We start from the raw sequence: 18,590 nt of genomic DNA, 5'->3' as shown, positions 1-18,590 counted from the left end.
GCTAAACTCCTTAGCGAATACGTCGAAAGATGTAATCTACGTTTAAAACGTGCGAAAGGTTTTCAAAACTAATTTTAAATTGGTCAATATCAACGTCAACGGGAATATTAAATTCAAGTTCACAACGCATTTTTAGCTCAGTTTCTTCTTCGTAGGTGTCTGACTTTAATGAGCAAATATTAATATTATTATCTGCAAAAAAACGCGTTACTTTACTTAATGTGCCAGGGGTGTCTATGCCGGTATATTCTAAGGTATAGCCTGCACAAAACTCGCTTTGATTATGGCTTGAAGTACGCTTCATCATAGTGAGCAGGCCAAGCTCCATGCCTTTGGTCGGTAATGTATGCTCTATGCGGCTAATGGCTGACATATCACCGCTAAGTAGCATAATAAAGGTGAATTCGTTGCCTAAAATTGCAATACGGCTATCTATAATATTACAGTGGCAATCGCTTACGAGTTGCGTAAGTTCACTGACGATGCCCGATCTATCCTCGCCAATTGCGGTTAAAACAATTTGATGATTTGAAAATGCAGTCATGGGTTTTAAAGTACCTAAGTTACTTGGATGAAAACAACCGACTTGGCAACAAAAAAATAAACACGTAGCGTTGCACGGCGGCAAAGTTTAACACAAAACCCGCGTTAAACTATAGCAGCGGTTAATTTTAGGCGGTTAATAGTGCAGTGTTTCTTGTTTTTACAAGCTTGTGAAAGTACCATAGCAAAAATGTGTCTATTTGTAGCCTAGTCCGTTTGTTATCTCATAGGCTGAATGCAGTTAGGCAAGCAAATTATAAATGTAAAGTTAATATTGATTTTACACTGAACCAAATCGGCATTACCCACTCATATATTTGTTAAAACAATTAAGGGTATGCTAAGGAGAATTATCTGTGCAGTATTGGATCCCAAAAGCACTAGCAGTAAGTGTATTGGTAAGTTTGTCAGGGTGTAGTGTATTTACAAGTGATGCTCATAATGAGCGTAATTACCGCGCCCATGAGCCGGTTAAAGCGCCTGCATCGTTATCTCAACCCGCTCAAGATCCTGTTTATAAAATGGATGTGGGTCAATATGATAATAATCCGGAGGCAACAAACTATCGTCCGCCGGCGCAAGTTTTAACCATTGCTAAAGGCAGTTGGGTTGAGGAAGCAGATAAACAAGCGCGTATTTATTTTGATAAAAATGACGGCATTGAAGATTTAGATGTGTTTATTTGGGATTCGATTCAAGCGGTGCTTGCTGATAATAACATTAGTGCAACACAGCTAGATAAAACGCAAGGAACACTCGTAACCGATTGGTACGCTATTGTAAAGCCTGAAGAAAGCTGGTTATGGGGCAATGATGAAAGCGTTGATTTAGAGCGTTTTAAATTTACCATTGAAGAAAAAGAACACCAACGCACAGCCTCGTTAACCGCTGAGCTTATTGATTTTAAAGGTGATAAGCCGCTAACTGATTTATTAAAACAACAGCTTGAAGTGCGTGCACTTAACCAAGTAGTGAGTGAGTTTGATTACCGCTACCGTCAGCTTGAAGTTGATATGCGTAAGCGCCAAGGGATCATCTCGTTAGAACTCGGGTTTGATAACAAAGGCAATGCCGCACTTGTTACTGAGCAGGCTTACGATACGGTATTCGATCGCTTTTCTGGATTTTTAGAGCGTTTGTCGTTCACAATTGTTGAAGTAAACCAAGAGACAGGTTTAATTACAGCAGATTATGCGAAAGTAGAAAGCAGTGTGTGGGATTCAATTTGGGGCGATGAACCAACAGAGCTTCCAATTGATGAAGGTCAATACCAAATTTTGGTTAGCAAAACCAAACAAGGTGGCACCAGTCTAACGTGGATGGATGACAAAGGCGAAACGCTTGAACCAGGTACAATGAATGGGTTACAACAAGCATTAGAAGCGGCGTTAATCAAGCGCGGTATTAAAATTTAATAAATATAAATACTTCCCACAAAAAGAGCACTTAGCTCTTTTTGTGGTTTTTACAGGTTGAAAATATGTCTCAGTTAGATTCATCACGCCCAGCACCAGTCCAAAAAAGTTATGATTTGAAAGTATGGTTGGTTTTTTTAATTCCTTCTTTAATCGGTGTTTTTTTGTTCATGACGCCAGTACCGTCTGGCGAAATAATGACGATCCCTATTGCGGTAATGGCAAAAGCAATTCAAGCCTTATTTAGTGAAATAGCACTAGGGCTAATAGCGACAATTATTTGTATTACTGGCGTTATGTCGTTGATATTTAGTGTGTTTAAACCGAAAAGCTTAACCAAATTTCGCTTATTAAATCATTTATTTAATGTGAGTTGGATTTGGTTAGTAACACGGTTATTTGGTATGGCGTTTGTGCTTTTAACTTATTTTCAAGTTGGGCCGCATGCTATTACCTCAGAAAATACCGGTTTATTAGTATTAAAAGATTTACTACCGGTGTTGTTTTCGGTGTTTATTTTAGCGGGCTTGTTACTGCCGTTATTACTTAATTTTGGTTTACTTGAGCTGGTGGGTACCTTACTTACTAAAGTAATGCGTCCATTGTTTGGGGTGCCGGGGCGCAGTGCAGTTAACTGTGTTGCTTCGTGGTTAGGTGATGGCAGTGTCGGTATTTTGATGACTGCACGCCAGTATGAAGATAAATACTACACTCAACGTGAAGCTGCGATTATTGGTACCACTTTCTCTGCTGTATCAATTACCTTTTGTTTGGTTGTTATTGGCCAAGTAAAGCTTGAATATTTATTTGCACCTTTTTACCTAACCGTGTGTTTAGCGGGTGTAGTGGCTGCGATAATTGTTCCGCGTTTACCGCCACTGCGGTTTAAAAAGGACGTGCTTATTGATGGTGAAGAGCCCGATGGAAACGCTGAATTGGTTCCTGAAGGCAAAACATTATTTAAGCATTCACTTGATGTTGCATTAACTAAAGCAGAAAAAGCACCAGGCTTAAAAGGCACAATTGAAGAGGGCTTACACAACGCATTTGATATGGTGTTTGCAGTATTACCTGTGGTAATGGCTGTGGGTACATTTGCGTTAATTATTGCTGAGTACACGCCAATATTTCAATATTTAGGTATGCCGTTTATTCCATTTTTAGAATTACTACAAATACCTGAAGCCGAAATGGCGGCGCAAACGATTATGGTGGGATTTGCAGATATGTTTATTCCGTCTATTTTAGCCGCAGGCTCAATTGAAAGCGATGTAACACGTTTTATTATTGCGGCAATGAGTGTAACGCAACTTATTTATATGTCTGAAGTAGGCGCACTTTTATTAGGTAGTAAAATACCGGTTAATATTTTTGAGTTATTTGTTATTTTTATTCTCAGAACTTTAGTAACCTTGCCAGTTATTGCCTTAATGGCACACTGGTTAGTTGGCTAGAACAATCATTTAAACGAAAAAAAGCCCTGATTATTCAGGGCTTTTTTGTTTCTTTGCTTTGCGCAGATGAGCGTGGTGCTGAGGGTTTAAACTCGCTTTTTGCACTTAAACGCAGCAGTACTAAATTGCCGATAACAATAGCCAGTACAATCACGATAACGAGTACGATTTGCCAAATTTGCATTGCGATGCTCTTATTTTTTATTAAGCGATAATTATGACCACTTTAAATAAAAGCTGCAATCCTCTCTAGGGCTGTAAATAAGCAATTAAAACCGTTGTGCCACCGATAACGTTAAAAAGTTAATGCCTGGGTTTGGCGCTTTAAACCCGGCGTTTGAATAGTGAATAATTCGCAGCGCTACATTAGTTTCACCAAAATCTGCCACTAGGCCTATCCTATCTTCAAACTGATAGTGAGTACTTAGGTTTTTACCAGCAAAATAGCGCTCATCAAGTAATGAAAAACCAATGCCAGCCTCTACATAAAAGGGGGTGTTGTATACACTAAATGCTGGAAATTGCACCACCGGTGACACAGCCAAGACTACGTTGGATTGTGATTGTTGATCATGGCGGTATTGCCACACGTTAACGCTGCTTTCTAAATAAAAACGAGCATCGCCGACAAAGTTTTGCATTCCTTGAGGGTGATATTGATACGCAAGCTTTGCCCCTGTTACATTGCCTTCTCCTTTTAAAAGATCGACGGCATAACCATGGTTAGAGGATGCATAAGCGGCTTTGGTAGCCAATATAAACAGGGTAAAAACAAGAACTAAAAGTCTGTTGTATGAGGTTTTCATAACGGCCAACTAGGGTTTAAGTCAAAATAGTAAAGGGATAATAAGGGCGGTGAATTGGTGTTTTCAATGAGGACAAAAAGCCGCTTGTATATGGCTTGTTAACTGATTTATTTAACCAATTGAATTTATTTAATTAATTCAATTGGTGCCAATTAGGCATTAATAAGTTGCTTATTTATGCCTTTTTTATTGCCTGTTATTTGCGTAAATTACGCTTAAATTAATTATTTAAACTATGCATTTTTTATGAAACTTATAAAGCTTTTAGTGGTTATTGCTGTTTTTTTCAGTAGCGCTTTGTATGCACAAACGCAGCCATCACCTAAGCAGTTATTGCAAACTGTAGCAGAATCATTATTTAACGATATTGGACAGGTAAATGCCAAAGGCGATGCCAGCAAAGAAGCCATGTCGTTAATTGTTCAGCAGCGTTTAATGCCACATATTGATGTTAAGTTTGTGTCTTTTAAATTATTAGGTAAGCATATTAAAGGTATTAACCGCGACCAAGGTGTTGCGTTTATTAATGCTGTAGAGCATTACTTAACAGGGACTTATGCCGGTGCGCTTATGAAGTACACAGGGCAGGATGTAATATTTGAGCAAGACGCTGCTGCAAGCGACTCTAAATTTGCTACGGTTAAAACGCAAATTATTGAACCGAATAAGCCAACCATTGATTTGCACTTTAAATTGCGTTTAGGTAATAACAATCAGTGGAAGGTATACGATATTGTTGCAGAGGGAATTTCGTTGCTCAGTGCTAAGCAAAAAGAGATCATTCAACGTATTTCTGATGTGGGATTAGACCAAGTCACAGCAGAACTTCAGCAAAGTTAGTACTTTTGCAATTAACAGCTCCAACCTAAAAGCAGCTAATGACGTATGTCGTTAGCTGCTTTTGTATTTTGGCCTATATTGCATGAGTTTACGCTAGCTTGGCTACCTAGCTGTGGTAGAATATTGGCTTCTTTGATTAAGCGTGGTGTCAGCTAAATACTGTTATAACTGACTACTCACCCGAGCTACACTGGAGTTGTGTTGTTTTAATGGAAAATGTACTAATTTGGCCAAAGGAATACCCGTTACTGGTCAAAGGGCTGGTTGAACAAAACGGTGCCTTCATTTTAGATGCTTTAGAAGCTTGGCCCGCCTGTCGCTCTACTGAAGAAGATAATGGTGTATGCACTACTGTTTTACCCCCAATTTATTATTTAACCTGGTTAACCCCCTTAGAGCCATTTGAAGAGTGTTATTTTCAGCATATTTCTGAATATGATGAAAACGCACAAGAGTATATTGCTGCACTGAAAGAGCATTATTTTGCCAATGATTACAGCATAGAAAATATTGTGCTAATGCTGTGTCAGCGACTTGAAAAGTATGCAAGTGTGTCGGCACAAAATAACATTGAAACGCCACTTTCTTTAATTAGCTTATTTTTTAGTAAACGCTTTTTTACTCTGATAGAGCATGCGCTAGAGCAAGGTGCAAAGCTCTCTGCTGCAGATACCTTAGCTATTTGGAAAGAGGTCGATTTTAGAGAGCGTTTAAGTGCGCATATTCCCCAGTCGATTGCTGATATTGACCACTTAGCAGAGCTGACCAGCGAAAAAGTGGCTGCTGGCAAAGATTACTTTACTTTGTTAACTCAGGTGTCTCCTGATGTTGACTCTATTGTGCTTTTAGAAAATGCCTTACTTGCGCATTTAAACAAGAAAAAAGCTAAGCAAACCATGGCAATGCGCTTTATTGAGCAAGGCGCCACGGGCACCTTAACCGATGAAGATAATAAAACAGCATTTATGTGGGCGGCAGAAAAAGGCTACGTAAATGTAGTAGAAACACTCCTGCAGTACCAAGATAAAAAAGCGGTAGACGGCCAAGGTAATACGGCGCTGCATTACGCGGTGATAAGTAAAAACGAATCGTTAATGATTTTACTGCTCAAAGCAGGGTATGACTTTAGAGCGCGAAATAACGAGGGGTTAAGTTGTTACCGATTAGCGGTTAGTATAAAAGCCAGCAACTTAGTTAAGTGCCTTGAGCGTGACTTTGGTATTAAAGAGTTATCGCCAGAGGGGCAGCTAGAGCGAATTAAAAAGGTGCATGTGCTACATGCGGTTGTGGCTTTATTATTACCGCTACAGTTATTTTTCTTTTTTGATGAAAACATCACTATAAAAAGTGAGCTTACTCTTTTTATGACCATGACGGCGGTGGTGTGTTTTTTCTTTGCAACGAACTTAAAGCGTTGCTCATTGTATCCGCATGTAAAACACCCATGGGGATTGTTTTTAATACGAATGATGTCTGTTTTTAGTCTTGTTGCACAACTAGGTTTAGCCTGTATTGTGGGGCTGGCAGCTTTAAGCGAGTTAGTTTAAAAGTTAATGTTTTGCTACAAAAAAACGCGCTAATTAGCGCGTTTTTGCATTGTAGGGTATTTATTACGGATTGTTTTTATCGTGCTCGTGTGCGGCTTTTTCTTCAGCGAGCTCATCTTTAAGCTTTCGAATTTTAAGCCCAAGTTCTTGCCCTCTATGGCGCGCATAATAAGTACAGCCAATAAACATAGATGAGGCAAATAATAACTCAAGCAATACCCATATAAGCTCATCTTGTGCGACCCACAGCAATGTAAAGCCATGAATAAAGTAAAACATAACAATAAAATTAGCCCACGCATAGGTGTAGGTTTTATCTTGTAATATGCCTTTTAATGGCAGTAATAGTGGCAATACATACACTAAGAAAAGAAAGGTGTTACTGTGGCCGTCTCTAGGGGCTAATACAAACATCCATAACGGCATTAAAATAAGCAGACCAATATAACCAAATAAGGCTAGGCGCTGAAATTTAATGGTAATCGGTTTTTTAGCAGGCTCGCTTGCTTGAATCATTTAAGTTTACTCGCAACTTGAGTCAGGCGTTTTCCTACGCTTTGACATATTTTAATTTCATCCTTACTCAGGGTTGAGCTGTTATTGCTACCTGCAACGTGAGAGGCGCCATAAGGTGTTCCTCCTGTTTCGGTGCCGAGCAACTCAGGTACATCGTAAGGTACGCCCATCAACATCATCCCATGGTGTAACAAAGGCAATGACAAATTGAGTAGGGTTGCTTCATTGCCACCATGCATACTGCTTGATGATGAAAACACACAGGCAGGTTTATCAATAAGTTGGCCTTTGAGCCAAAGATCGCTGGTGGTTTCCCAAAACGTTTTTGCTTGTGAGGCCATCATGCCAAAGCGGGTCGGCGTACCAAATGCAAGCCCGTCGCAGGCAACTAAATCATCTTTACTGATCACAATGTCATGCGGGTTTTTGGCCACAAAAGTACGCAGTAATGCGGTTGCGCCTTGTTGCTCTATTGACTCTGCAATCTCATGCGCCATAGCCTCTACTGAGCCATGGCTTGAGTGATACAGCACCACGATGGTTGTGCTCATTATAGAACGCTTAATACGTTTTCAGGCGGGCGACCTAGGGCGGCTTTATTGTTATTTACTACAATAGGGCGCTCAATTAGTTTTGGGTGATTGACCATGGCATCAATAAGCACTGACTCGCTGTTTTCATCTTTTAAATTAAGCGCTTTGTACTGCTCTTCTTTGATGCGCATCAAATCTCGTGCCGAATTAAACCCAAGTTGAGAAACTAAGGTACTAATTTGCTCATGAGAAAGGGGTGTTTTTAAGTATTCAACAACACTCGGTTCAATGTTTTTACTTTGTAATAGGTTAAGGGTTTCGCGTGATTTTGAACAACGCGGATTATGATAAATAGTAACTGACATAAAAATACATCCAAAGTATAAATTGTGGCTATTTTAGGTGAACTCACTAAAGACTTAAAGCCTCGCAAGCTCTTTTTGCAATAACCGATACTGTGTGAGTAACGCTTTTAAGCGCTGTTGCTTAACATTTTCACTTGGCTCTACAAAATTAAGCGCTTTTTGTATTTCATCGGCCGCTTTTAAATACGCACCATACTGAGATAATACATCGGCATTGGCTTCATGGTAGGCCGCCAATTTTTCTTGTTTTTTGTAGGCGTCAGTTAAAAGCTGTTTGCCTAAACTGTGATCGGGTTTTTCCAGTAAAAACGACTTTAATATATTTTCAGCTAACTCATATTGCTCAGCCTCTAGTGCCGCATTGGCGTAATTTAAGGTGATCACTTGGTTATTTGGCCGATAATTATTTAGCTCGCTTAAGTAACTAACAGCCTCTGCGGCTTTTTTTTGTGCAATGAGTAAATCTGTTTTGGTATCAATATAAAATAAGTTTTTAGGATCGTCTGCTAGTAACTTATCAAGTATAGGCTGTGCTTCATCCGTCTTTTTTTGATCAAGCAAACTAATAGCTAAGCCGTACTGTAATGCTACGTTGTTATAGGTGTTTTCGCGCATTAACTTTCTAAATAAGGCTTCTGCGTTTTCGGGTTTGTTATCGTAACGCGCTAGGACTCGGCTTTTTGCTAAGTCAAAATCAAGGCTCGAGCTTACCTGGCGTTTAGGGTATTGCTCGGCGCGAAGGCGAACATCTGACACACGACTTTCAGGAAGAGGGTGAGTGAGTAAAAACGCCGGTGGTTTATATTTATAACGAATTTGTGCGGCAAGTTTAGTTAAAAATTCACTTGATGCTCTGGCATCAAACCCTGCGTTGTTGAGGGTTTGCATGCCCATTCTGTCTGCTTCTTGCTCGGCAGAACGGCTATGTGTCAGCTGACTGAAAGCTGATTGTGTTTGGCTGGCTGAAATAATAGCCATACCGGCATCAGGGGCTACAACCGCGGCTAAAATACCAGCAATCATGCCTGCAATGGTAAGCCCGCTATTATCTTGCTGCTGCTGAATGCGCCTTGCTAAGTGGCGCTGTGTAACGTGTGCAATTTCATGGCCAAGAACCGATGCAAATTGACTCTCGTTATCGGCTTGGGCTATTAATCCGGTGTGTACACCAACATGGCCGCCATAAAATGCAAAAGCATTAATTTCGGGATTATTTAACCAAAAGAATGAAAACCCAAAACGCACATCATTGGCGTTAGCAACTAACTTTCTACCTAAGGTTGTTAGGTATTCATCAAGCACCGGATCGTTAATCAAAGGCGATGAGCCTCTGATCTGCATCATCATCACTTCACCAATCGCTTTTTCTTTTTCAATTGGCAATGCCTGTAAGGCTGAAGTGCCTAAGTCGGGCAGTTGAAGATTGGTTTGTGCCTTTAACGGCTCACTTATCAGTAGGCTAAATGTAAGCGCTGCACTGCATAAAGTGATAAAGGCTGATTTTAGCTGCATTATATTCCTTGTTTATTTTTTATCAGGGGCACTAGCACTTGAAGGATCATCTGTGTATAAACGGCTGTCCTTTTCACATAGTTGATAAAACGCCTTTATTGTGACCCCATCAACCTTAACAATGTTCAATTGAGTTTGTAAAAAAGCAATAATTTTATGAACCACTTTGTGAGAATGTAATATAAGCGCTTTATCTGCCTCATCGCCTTGGTCTAAGTAAAAGCCAATGAATTTATGTAACTGATTAATGCGAATAACGGTTTTCATCGTCAATGGATCCCATAACCTAAACTCCATTGTCTCATCATGTCGTGCGTACCTATCGATGGCGGTATCATTAGAAAAAGGGAAGGCTTGTAATTCAAAACCACGCTCGGTAAACACTTGATGCAGTGAAATTCGTGGTTTGTTATTGCTTTCTTTTTCATAAAGTTCGTTGGGGTCTATTCCCAGCGCTTCTAAATTCCAATTGCGTTTGTCGATAATACGCTTGATGGCATTATCAAATCCGTGATCTAAAATACTTTCACATTCACTTACCGACGAAGCCACTAAATGATAAAAATGCGGCAGCTCCCCCCAATTAATTTGCTTTTTAAACCAATTAATTTCTTTGAGAGTTGGATTGCTAGGCAATTGCGCTTTATTATGCGAATTAGGCATTAACGTATCCTGATAGCTAACGATGCTATAAGGATAAACCATTGCAGAGGTTGTTTTAAGGAAAAGTTAAATTTAACTGCGGTTAATCTCAATTGACCCTGTTATAGGACTTATTATTAATGTGAATAGGTAGCGAAACGAGTATGCTAGAGCTAAATTTACGCACTTATAAATGCCCACAGCAATTTATTCAGTTTAAATTAGGGCTGCGTGATGCAATATCGTTAAAACAAGCAATTACCTTTAATATCTCACAAGAACAAAACACTGATGATATTGAACGATATTTGCAAAAAAAAGCGTATTATTACAAGTTAAATAAACAACAGGGGTTGTTATTAGTGGAGCCGTTACGTGTTTGAATATGTAAAAGCATGGTATGAAAAAAAGTTTTCTGATCCCGATTCAGTCACTTTACTTTTTTTATTGTTGGCACTGGTTGCCATGTTGTATTTTTTTGGCCCATTAATTGTGCCTGTGTTAGTGGCACTGATCATAGCTTATTTATTAGATTGGCCTGTGGTTCACTTAGAACGGTTTGGCCTTAAGCGTTTTACTGCCACCAGCATAGTAATGCTGATATTTATTGGCATTATGCTCACTTTAATATTGTTTATAGGCCCTGTGCTTTGGCAGCAAAGCAGTAACTTAGTCCAAGAAACACCGCATATGGTCGAACAAGGTAAATCGTTTTTACTCGATCTGCCTGATAAATACCCCAGCCTTATTAGCGCAGAGCAAGTACAATCGATTGTAGTAACCGTTGAAACCAAAGTTCTCGACTTTGGCCAAGTGGTATTATCTGCGTCGCTTAATTCATTAAAAGACGCTGTAGCATGGTTAATTTACCTTATTTTGGTACCGCTACTGGTGTTTTTTATGCTCAAAGATAAAGTAGAGCTCAGTGCCAGCATTGCTAAAATGATCCCACGCCAACGCCGCTTAATTTTACAAGTGTGGCATGAAATGAATCAGCAAATCATGAATTATATTCGTGGCAAAGTATTTGAAATTTTAATTGTTGGTTCTGTGTCGTTTATTGCTTTTACCATACTGGACTTACGGTACGCCGCGCTTTTAGGCGTTCTCGTAGGCTTTTCGGTGCTTATTCCATTTGTGGGCGCAGCGTTAGTAACTATACCAGTGGCCGCAGTAGCGCTGTTTCAGTTTGGTTTAGAAACTCAATTTTGGACCGTTTTAATTATATACGGCATTATTCAAGCGCTCGATGGCAACGTATTGGTGCCTTTATTGTTCTCTGAAGCGGTTGATTTAAATCCGGTATTTATTATTGTTGCGGTGCTATTTTTTGGTGGGCTATGGGGTTTTTGGGGAGTGTTTTTTGCCATTCCATTAGCATCATTAGTCAAAGCACTTATTAATGCCTGGTCATCCAAACACGAAGAACTCGCGCAAGAGCTCGGTAACTAAAAGGTATAGTAAACGCACTTTAATTACGAAAGATTATTACTCATTCCTGTCAAAACTATGTACTATTGGGAATAAGATATATTTTTTAGTAATAAGGTGCGTTTTTAATGTCAGAGTTTTTATTGCCAGATGAACCCAAAGCTCAAGTTTATCTCGATGCAAATGCGACCACACCTGTATTGCCATGTATTGCAGAGGTGGTGTGCCATGCTATGCAAATTTGTTTTGGTAATCCCTCAAGTCCTCATATAACCGGTATTCAAGCTAAACACTTATTAGAACAAACTAGGCAAAAAGCCCGTACCGTCATTGGCGCGCAGCAAGGTGATATTTTATTCACCTCGGGTGCCACTGAGGGGATTCAAACCGCCATCGTATCGACGCTCATTAATGCAAAACACCATACAAAGCCAAATCCCGTTTTATTGTATGGGGCAACCGAACATAAAGCGGTGCCTAATACGCTAAAGCATTGGAATACAGTGCTTGAGATTAACGCTGACATTATTGCTATTCCGGTTAATCGTGATGGTATTTTAGATTTAGACTTTATTGCTCAGCATATTGATGACGCTTTGATGATTTGCACGATGGCCGTTAATAATGAAACCGGTGTTTACCAAGATTTAAGCGCCATAGAAAAGGTTATTCGTAGTCGTAATAGCCAAGTCACTTGGATGGTTGATTGTGTACAAGCGCTTGGCAAACAACAGCTCAACCTAAGTGAAACAACGATTGATTATGCGCCTTTTTCAGGGCATAAACTTTATGCACCTAAAGGCATAGGTTTATTGTATATTCGTCAAGGCAGCCCATACACGCCTTTTATAGCCGGTGGCGGCCAAGAAAGTGGCATGCGCTCTGGTACAGAAAATCTCCCCGGTATAGCTGGGCTCAATAAGCTGTTTAGTTTGCTGCTAGATAAACAAGACGAGACTTTTAAATCAATAGATGTACTTAACTTGTATCGGGATAAACTGCATAGCGCCTTAGTTGATACTTTTGGAAGTATTACCTTTAATCATGACTTTGCCTGCTCTGTGCCCACAACGCTTAATTTTGCGGTTAACGATTTAACTAGTAAAGAAGTTATTGATTTGTTTGACGCTGCAGGTATTAGGGTCAGCGGTGGCTCTGCATGCAGCACGGGAGCTACGCAGAGCTTTGTGCTTGATGCGATGGGAGCCTCACAGTGGCAAAGTGAAAACGCTATTCGTTTATCATTTGGCCCTGCTGCTACGATGGCGCAAATAGATGATGCATGTGAACAAATTAGAGCGCTTAAAACGGTATTACAAGCTAACTGTTTAGTGATTTCTGATAGCAGTTTTCCTTTGCAAGAAGTATGTGCTTTAGGGCTTACCCAATTTAGACACCAAGGTGCATGTAGTTGGTTGTATGTAACAGATGATCAACATGCATTTATTATCGATCCGATTATTGAACTGATCCCTCGCTTTGAAAAAATAGTAACTACGCAAAATTTAACTATTACCGCTATTTTAAATACGCATGAGCATCAAGAACGTCACTGCGCACTTGATTTAATGCGCAGCGCACTTAAAGAATACTTAGTCGCTGGAGAGGTTGATAAATTAGGCTGGCCAACTAATAGCGACACATTGCAATTAACCACTCACGTACTCGAAAAGCTAGCCACACCCGGGCATAGCCAAGATAGCGTGAGTTATTTATTAAAAGCGAATAATGGAGATGTTCAGTATTGCTTTTGCGGTGATTTAATTTTACCTGCAGGGCTTGGAAATACCGCGCTTGATGGCGGGGATGCAATGAAAATGGCGCATTCTTTGACGATGTTAGCAGCAGAGCTGAATCCGCAAAGTGTGGTGTGTTCAGGGCATGATTACCAACAGTGCTTTGCAATGAACTGGGCTGTTCAACAGCAGCAAACGCCATTGTTACAAAAGCTAATTAAAGGTGATATTGATGACGCTGAATTTGCCGCACAAAAACAGCAAGCAGATTTACAACAACACACACAAGCCAACACGCTCTGTGGTTATGTTAATGCTAAGCCTGCTGTAGAAACTTCGCAATTAAGTTTTAACCAAGCAAAAGAAATACTGGTAGAGGGCAATGCGTATTTAATTGATACCCGAGAACCTTATGAACACGGCGCTAATAATTTAAGCGCATTGCTAAACGTACCCATAGCTAAAACCTTAAATATTCCTTTAAGTCGAATGGCTCATGCACTTACGCAAGGCCAATTGGACAAAAACAACCAGTATATTTTAGTGTGTCGCAGTGGTAACCGTTCAAAAATTGCGGCAGCAAATTTGACTGAGCTTGGTTACAGCAGTGTTTATAACTTATCGGGTGGTTTAGCGTTAACCGGTTAATTATTTATTTAGAGGAAAGGCCGACATTTGTCGGCCTTTTTTTTGCTCGCTTTAATTTGGATCAGTTAGAAATTAATAAAATCTTCATTAAAGAGAAGGGCTGATCAGTTGTTAAATTCAATTTTTAATTTTATGATACCGGTGTCAAAAGCAAAAAATTGCGCTATTATCTGCATCAAAGCTTATAAAAATAACGCAAATTAGACTTTTTAAGCTATAATATTGGGCTTTGCTTTTTACAAAATTCGGTTATTTTGCGTCGTAAAAAATTAAATAAAGCGCTTTAAATCAATAGATTAATAAATTAGGGGATGTTTACATGGCGAGCCGTTCTGAGTTAGTAAGTTGGCAAGCACTAGAAAATAGTGCACAAAAGATGGCACAAACACATCTGAAAACTTTATTTGCACAAGACGATTCTCGTTTTTCTCAATTTTCTACTCACATTCCTGGTGTATTGTTTGATTATTCAAAACAACGTATTGATGAGAAAGTTTTCGCTCAATTAATCTCATTAGCTAAAGAGTGTGATATTGAAGCGTGGCGTGAAAAAATGTTTGCCGGTGAGAAAATAAATATCACCGAAGACCGTGCCGTATTGCATACCGCACTTAGAAATCGCGCCCATACACCGCTTATTGTTGACGGTGAAAATATTACTGAGGCGGTCGATAGCGAACTTGCTAAAATTAAAACCTTTGTTGAAAAAGTACGCAGCGGGCAGTGGTTAGGTTACACCGGTAAAGCGGTGAAAGATGTAGTGAGTATTGGAGTAGGGGGTTCAAACCTAGGCCCTCAAACAGCGACTGAAGCACTTAAAGCAGTGGTTGATAAGCCGTTAAACGTTCATTATGTTTCTAATGCTGATGGCGTACAAATTGCGTCAGTATTGAATAAAGTTGACCCTGAAACAACGTTATTTGTTATTTCGTCAAAAACCTTTACTACCTCAGAAACCATGACCAACTCAAAAACAGCGGTTGATTGGTTTTTAAATAGCGCCAAAGATAAAAGCGCCATAGCAAAGCATTTTGTGGCAGTAAGCACCAATTTAGAAAAAACCGCGGCATTTGGTATTAGTGACGAAAACGTATTTACCATGTGGGATTGGGTTGGGGGTCGTTTTTCACTTTGGAGTGCCATTGGTTTACCTATTGCACTTTATGCCGGCTTTGAAGCATTTGAAGCTATTTTAGAAGGGGCGTTTGAAGTTGACGAGCACTTTAAGTCGGCGCCGCTTGAGCAGAATATTCCTTTAATTATGGCGCTGTTGAGTGTATGGAATACCAGCTTTTTAGGATTTGATTCGCAAGCTATTTTACCTTATGACCAAGCATTACATATGTTGCCTGCGTATTTACAACAGGGTGAAATGGAAAGTAACGGTAAGCACGTCACTTTTGATGGGCAAACCGTACCTTACACTACCGTGCCTATTATTTGGGGCATGACGGGAATAAATGGCCAGCATGCGTTTTATCAATGTTTGCACCAAGGCAATGTAATTGTCCCTGCGGACTTTATTGGCTCTGTAAAACCACAGGTTAACGTTGATAAGCATCACAATATTTTATTATCGAACTTTTTTGCACAAACCGAAGCATTAATGAACGGGGTAGATGCGCAGCAGATAACCGCTGATTTAGCAGCCAAAGGCAAAACGCCTGCGCAAATTGAAATGCTACTAAAGCATAAAATTCATCAAGGAAACCGCCCAACAACGTCTATATTATTAGACACGGTTGATGCAAAAGCGGTGGGTCGTTTAATTGCACTGTATGAACATAAGATTTTTTGCCACGGTATTCTTTTACAAATATGTTCGTTTGATCAGTGGGGCGTTGAGCTTGGTAAAGGTTTAGCCTCTAAAATTGAAGCTGAATTAACCGACGATAACGTGGTTAATGAGCACGACAGCTCAACACAGGGCTTGATGGCGTACTACAAACAACACCGTACGCAGTAACACATTCACTTATTACACAATAAGTAACCAAATACCTTTGAACGGGTAGCGCTGGAGTCCTAGGGCCTGTATTTTTGTGAGAGGAATTACAGTGTCCCTAGACCCATTTTTTATGGCGCATATAACGAACAACATTAGTAGGCTTTGTGCTAAGGCCTGCATATCCAGATAATAAACCGCTATAACTGATTACCAATACGGTAGTGGCAGGTAGCATAAACGTAGAGAGTAACTATGCTTAATCCTTTTGATATTATAATTTTTGGGGGCGGTGGTGATCTTGCGTTACGCAAATTACTTCCTGCAATGTATCGAGCATATCAAGAAGGTAACTTACCGCAAGGCTCACGTATTTTGCCTACCGTGCGCGAACAAAGTAAATGTGATGAATACATTGATACCGCACACAAAGCATTACAAGAATTTTTAAGCGAAGGCGAGTATAACGCTAAGGATTGGAAATCGTTCTCAGCGTTTTTAGTGCCTGTAGTGAGTAATGTTACCGAAGCGGATGATAACTGGGATGTGCTGAAAAAAATTCTTGATGAAGACGACAGCGATAAATCTCGTGTGTTTTACTTATCTCTTCCGCCAGCTGTGTATGGCACTTGTTGTGAAATTCTATCCACTAAAAAATTAATAACAGCCAATTCACGTGTTGTTGTAGAAAAACCAATTGGTTATTGTGGCGAGTCTGCAGAAGTTATTAATGCGAAAATTGCACAGTACTTCGACGAAGATCAAATTTTCCGTATTGACCACTACCTAGGCAAAGAAACCGTTCAAAACTTAATGGCATTGCGTTTTTCAAATTCATTATTTGAAAACATGTGGGATGCTAAATCGATTGATAATATCCAAATTAGCTTATCAGAAACGGTAGGGCTTGAGAGCCGCGCTGGTTTTTATGATAAAGCCGGTGCTTTGCGTGACATGGTGCAAAACCACTTGTTACAGCTACTTTGCTTAGTCGCAATGGAGTCACCGCATAAACTTAAAGCCAATAGTATTCGCAATGAAAAGTTAAAAGTATTAGAAGCATTACGCCCATTAGAGGGCAGCGATGTTGATGACAATATTATTCGTGGGCAATACGTACCGGGTGATTTAAACGGTAAAATAGTCCCAGGTTACTTAGAAGAGCTAAACGAAGGGGCAAGTAAAACTGAAACCTTCGTGGCTATTCGTGCGCACATTGATAATTGGCGTTGGGCAGGTGTGCCTTTTTACCTGCGTACCGGTAAACGTATGGCAAAGCGCTGCGCTGAAATTGTGGTTGAATATAAAAAAGTATCTCATAACGTGTATGAGGACAGCGTAGGTAATATCGAGCCAAACCGTTTAGTGATCCGTTTACAACCACAAGAAAGTATTCAATTAACGCTGATGTCGAAGCGTTTAGATAATTTAGACATGCAACTTGAACCTGTAACGATGAACATTGAGCTGTCGCAAGCATATAGTAATGGCTTTCACTCAGATGCTTACAAACGTTTAATGCTTGATGCTGCAGCGAATAATCCATCATTATTTATTCACCGCGACGAAGTACGCCAAGCATGGAAATGGATTGATCCAATAATTGAACGTTGGCAAGAGAAAGGTAAACCAGCACTGTATAGAGCCGGTAGTTGGGGCCCTGAAGATGCAGATGAATTATTAGCAGAGAATAATCATGTTTGGTTTAACACTGGCGATAAGGCATAAGTGATGGCAACAATAGTAGAAAAGTTTTTTGACGATAAAGCTGCGCTGACTGATGAATTATCTCAGTCACTAGAGTATGCTTTACGTGATGGCATTGAACGTGATGGCCGTGCAGTATTAATGGTTTCAGGCGGTTCTTCACCTGAGCCGGCTTATAAACATTTATCGACCCTTGATTTAAACTGGGCAAACATTGATGTTGCTATGGTTGATGAGCGCTGGGTTGAGGCAAGTCATGAAAAGAGTAATGAAGCATTTATCAAGCGTACTTTGTTACAAAACCATGGTGCAGCGGCTAATTTTATTAGCATGAAAAATACAGCAGCCACTGCAGAGCAAGGGGTTGATGCCTGTGAAGCGCAGTTTCAAGCATTAAAACGTCCTTTTGATGTGACTATTTTAGGCATGGGCCCAGATGGCCACACCGCGTCATTATTCCCACATGCACAAGGCCTGAAAAACGGCTTAGATTCAAGCCAACTTGTGTGCGCTATCAACGCGATACAAAGTGACGTAACAGGCAGTATTACTGAGCGCATGAGCTTAACGTTAAATGCGATTGCACAATCTAAAGTGGTTAAATTGCTAATTAGTGGCGATGAAAAGTTGGCTGTTTATAAACAAGCTTTAGCGGGGGGCGATGTGAATGACATGCCGTTACGTGCGGTATTAAATCACCCTGAGATCAACATTGAAGTGTATTGGGCGCCCTAATTTTAATATAAATTAGATGTGCGCTAAACCTCTTTGTATTGATGGTTTAATGAAAGGTCAGTCGCTTTTGCTACTGACCTTTTTTATTGCTGATCTGTTTTACTCTTTGCTGAATTATAAAAAGCCGCGCAGAGATAAAGATGAAATGCTGAGTATTGCCTCCACAATTAGCAGTATAAAATAGGCTTTTACACCGATTGTAAATACTGAATAAA

General features: G+C 39.9%; 18 protein-coding genes. 10 read left to right on the top strand and 8 right to left on the bottom strand.

What is annotated here, in order from left to right:
* Window positions 1–10: 10 nt before the first annotated feature.
* Complete coding sequence (locus AAGD16_RS09405; protein ID WP_013465263.1) at window positions 11–544, bottom strand: glycine cleavage system protein R; 534 nt, start codon at window positions 542–544, stop codon at window positions 11–13.
* Window positions 545–899: 355 nt separating this feature from the next.
* On the opposite strand from AAGD16_RS09405, the gene bamC reads away from it, so the two are divergent.
* Entirely contained in the window at window positions 900–1,958 is a 1,059-nt protein-coding gene (gene bamC / locus AAGD16_RS09400) for an outer membrane protein assembly factor BamC (RefSeq protein ID WP_377111378.1), read from the top strand.
* Window positions 1,959–2,023: 65 nt separating this feature from the next.
* Window positions 2,024–3,412 (top strand): YjiH family protein, encoded by a 1,389-nt coding sequence (locus AAGD16_RS09395; protein WP_024601116.1) that lies wholly within the window; start codon window positions 2,024–2,026, stop codon window positions 3,410–3,412.
* Between the two features lie 34 nt (window positions 3,413–3,446).
* Here AAGD16_RS09395 and AAGD16_RS09390 read toward each other — a convergent pair whose 3' ends face one another.
* Entirely contained in the window at window positions 3,447–3,596 is a 150-nt protein-coding gene (locus AAGD16_RS09390; protein ID WP_076916055.1) for a DUF2897 family protein, read from the bottom strand.
* An 85-nt stretch (window positions 3,597–3,681) separates the two neighbouring features.
* On the bottom strand, window positions 3,682–4,218 hold the full coding sequence (locus AAGD16_RS09385; RefSeq protein WP_036954276.1) for an acyloxyacyl hydrolase: 537 nt from the start codon (window positions 4,216–4,218) through the stop codon (window positions 3,682–3,684).
* A gap of 246 nt (window positions 4,219–4,464) precedes the next feature.
* Between AAGD16_RS09385 and AAGD16_RS09380 the strand changes: the two genes are divergently transcribed.
* Window positions 4,465–5,058, top strand: coding sequence for a phospholipid-binding protein MlaC (locus tag AAGD16_RS09380; RefSeq protein WP_013465258.1), 594 nt, complete (start codon window positions 4,465–4,467; stop codon window positions 5,056–5,058).
* A gap of 209 nt (window positions 5,059–5,267) precedes the next feature.
* Window positions 5,268–6,605 (top strand): ankyrin repeat domain-containing protein, encoded by a 1,338-nt coding sequence (locus tag AAGD16_RS09375; protein WP_138764988.1) that lies wholly within the window; start codon window positions 5,268–5,270, stop codon window positions 6,603–6,605.
* 63 nt (window positions 6,606–6,668) lie between these two features.
* Here AAGD16_RS09375 and AAGD16_RS09370 read toward each other — a convergent pair whose 3' ends face one another.
* From AAGD16_RS09370 to AAGD16_RS09350, 5 genes are read right to left on the bottom strand one after another with little or no spacing between them, the layout of a single operon-like run.
* Window positions 6,669–7,121 carry a DUF2069 domain-containing protein gene (locus AAGD16_RS09370; RefSeq protein WP_013465256.1) on the bottom strand — a complete coding sequence of 151 codons (453 nt, stop codon included), beginning with the start codon at window positions 7,119–7,121 and terminating at the stop codon, window positions 6,669–6,671.
* Window positions 7,118–7,672, bottom strand: a complete 555-nt coding sequence (gene wrbA / locus AAGD16_RS09365) for an NAD(P)H:quinone oxidoreductase (RefSeq protein ID WP_013465255.1) — start codon at window positions 7,670–7,672, stop codon at window positions 7,118–7,120. The genes AAGD16_RS09370 and wrbA overlap by 4 nt, the downstream gene beginning before the upstream one ends.
* A complete protein-coding gene (gene arsC / locus AAGD16_RS09360; RefSeq protein WP_013465254.1) occupies window positions 7,672–8,019 on the bottom strand; it encodes an arsenate reductase (glutaredoxin) in 348 nt (115 codons plus the stop codon). The genes wrbA and arsC overlap by 1 nt, the downstream gene beginning before the upstream one ends.
* Before the next feature lie 54 nt (window positions 8,020–8,073).
* Complete coding sequence (locus AAGD16_RS09355; protein WP_013465253.1) at window positions 8,074–9,531, bottom strand: M48 family metalloprotease; 1,458 nt, start codon at window positions 9,529–9,531, stop codon at window positions 8,074–8,076.
* 12 nt (window positions 9,532–9,543) lie between these two features.
* A complete protein-coding gene (locus AAGD16_RS09350; protein ID WP_013465252.1) occupies window positions 9,544–10,194 on the bottom strand; it encodes a hypothetical protein in 651 nt (216 codons plus the stop codon).
* Window positions 10,195–10,337: 143 nt separating this feature from the next.
* On the opposite strand from AAGD16_RS09350, the gene AAGD16_RS09345 reads away from it, so the two are divergent.
* The 6 genes from AAGD16_RS09345 to pgl all read left to right on the top strand — a co-directional run bounded on the left by AAGD16_RS09345 (window position 10,338) and on the right by pgl (window position 18,375).
* On the top strand, window positions 10,338–10,556 hold the full coding sequence (locus tag AAGD16_RS09345; protein ID WP_033104406.1) for a hypothetical protein: 219 nt from the start codon (window positions 10,338–10,340) through the stop codon (window positions 10,554–10,556).
* The gene (locus tag AAGD16_RS09340) at window positions 10,549–11,625 is read left to right on the top strand and encodes an AI-2E family transporter (RefSeq protein WP_064662991.1); all 1,077 of its coding nucleotides are present in this window, start codon (window positions 10,549–10,551) and stop codon (window positions 11,623–11,625) included. Before AAGD16_RS09345 ends, AAGD16_RS09340 begins: the two co-directional genes overlap by 8 nt.
* 107 nt (window positions 11,626–11,732) lie before the next feature.
* Window positions 11,733–13,988: an aminotransferase class V-fold PLP-dependent enzyme gene (locus tag AAGD16_RS09335; protein ID WP_377111367.1), complete on the top strand. Its 2,256-nt coding sequence runs from the start codon at window positions 11,733–11,735 to the stop codon at window positions 13,986–13,988.
* Between the two features lie 319 nt (window positions 13,989–14,307).
* Window positions 14,308–15,954: a glucose-6-phosphate isomerase gene (pgi, locus tag AAGD16_RS09330; RefSeq protein ID WP_028835030.1), complete on the top strand. Its 1,647-nt coding sequence runs from the start codon at window positions 14,308–14,310 to the stop codon at window positions 15,952–15,954.
* Window positions 15,955–16,188: 234 nt separating this feature from the next.
* Window positions 16,189–17,661, top strand: coding sequence for a glucose-6-phosphate dehydrogenase (zwf, locus tag AAGD16_RS09325; protein WP_013465247.1), 1,473 nt, complete (start codon window positions 16,189–16,191; stop codon window positions 17,659–17,661).
* A 3-nt stretch (window positions 17,662–17,664) separates the two neighbouring features.
* Window positions 17,665–18,375, top strand: coding sequence for a 6-phosphogluconolactonase (gene pgl, locus AAGD16_RS09320; protein ID WP_064662995.1), 711 nt, complete (start codon window positions 17,665–17,667; stop codon window positions 18,373–18,375).
* Window positions 18,376–18,590 lie beyond the last annotated feature (215 nt).

Source organism: Pseudoalteromonas sp. M58 (genome assembly GCF_042604605.1).
Classification (GTDB): Bacteria; Pseudomonadota; Gammaproteobacteria; order Enterobacterales; family Alteromonadaceae; genus Pseudoalteromonas; species Pseudoalteromonas tetraodonis.
This window is presented reverse-complemented; position numbering and strand designations above follow the sequence as displayed.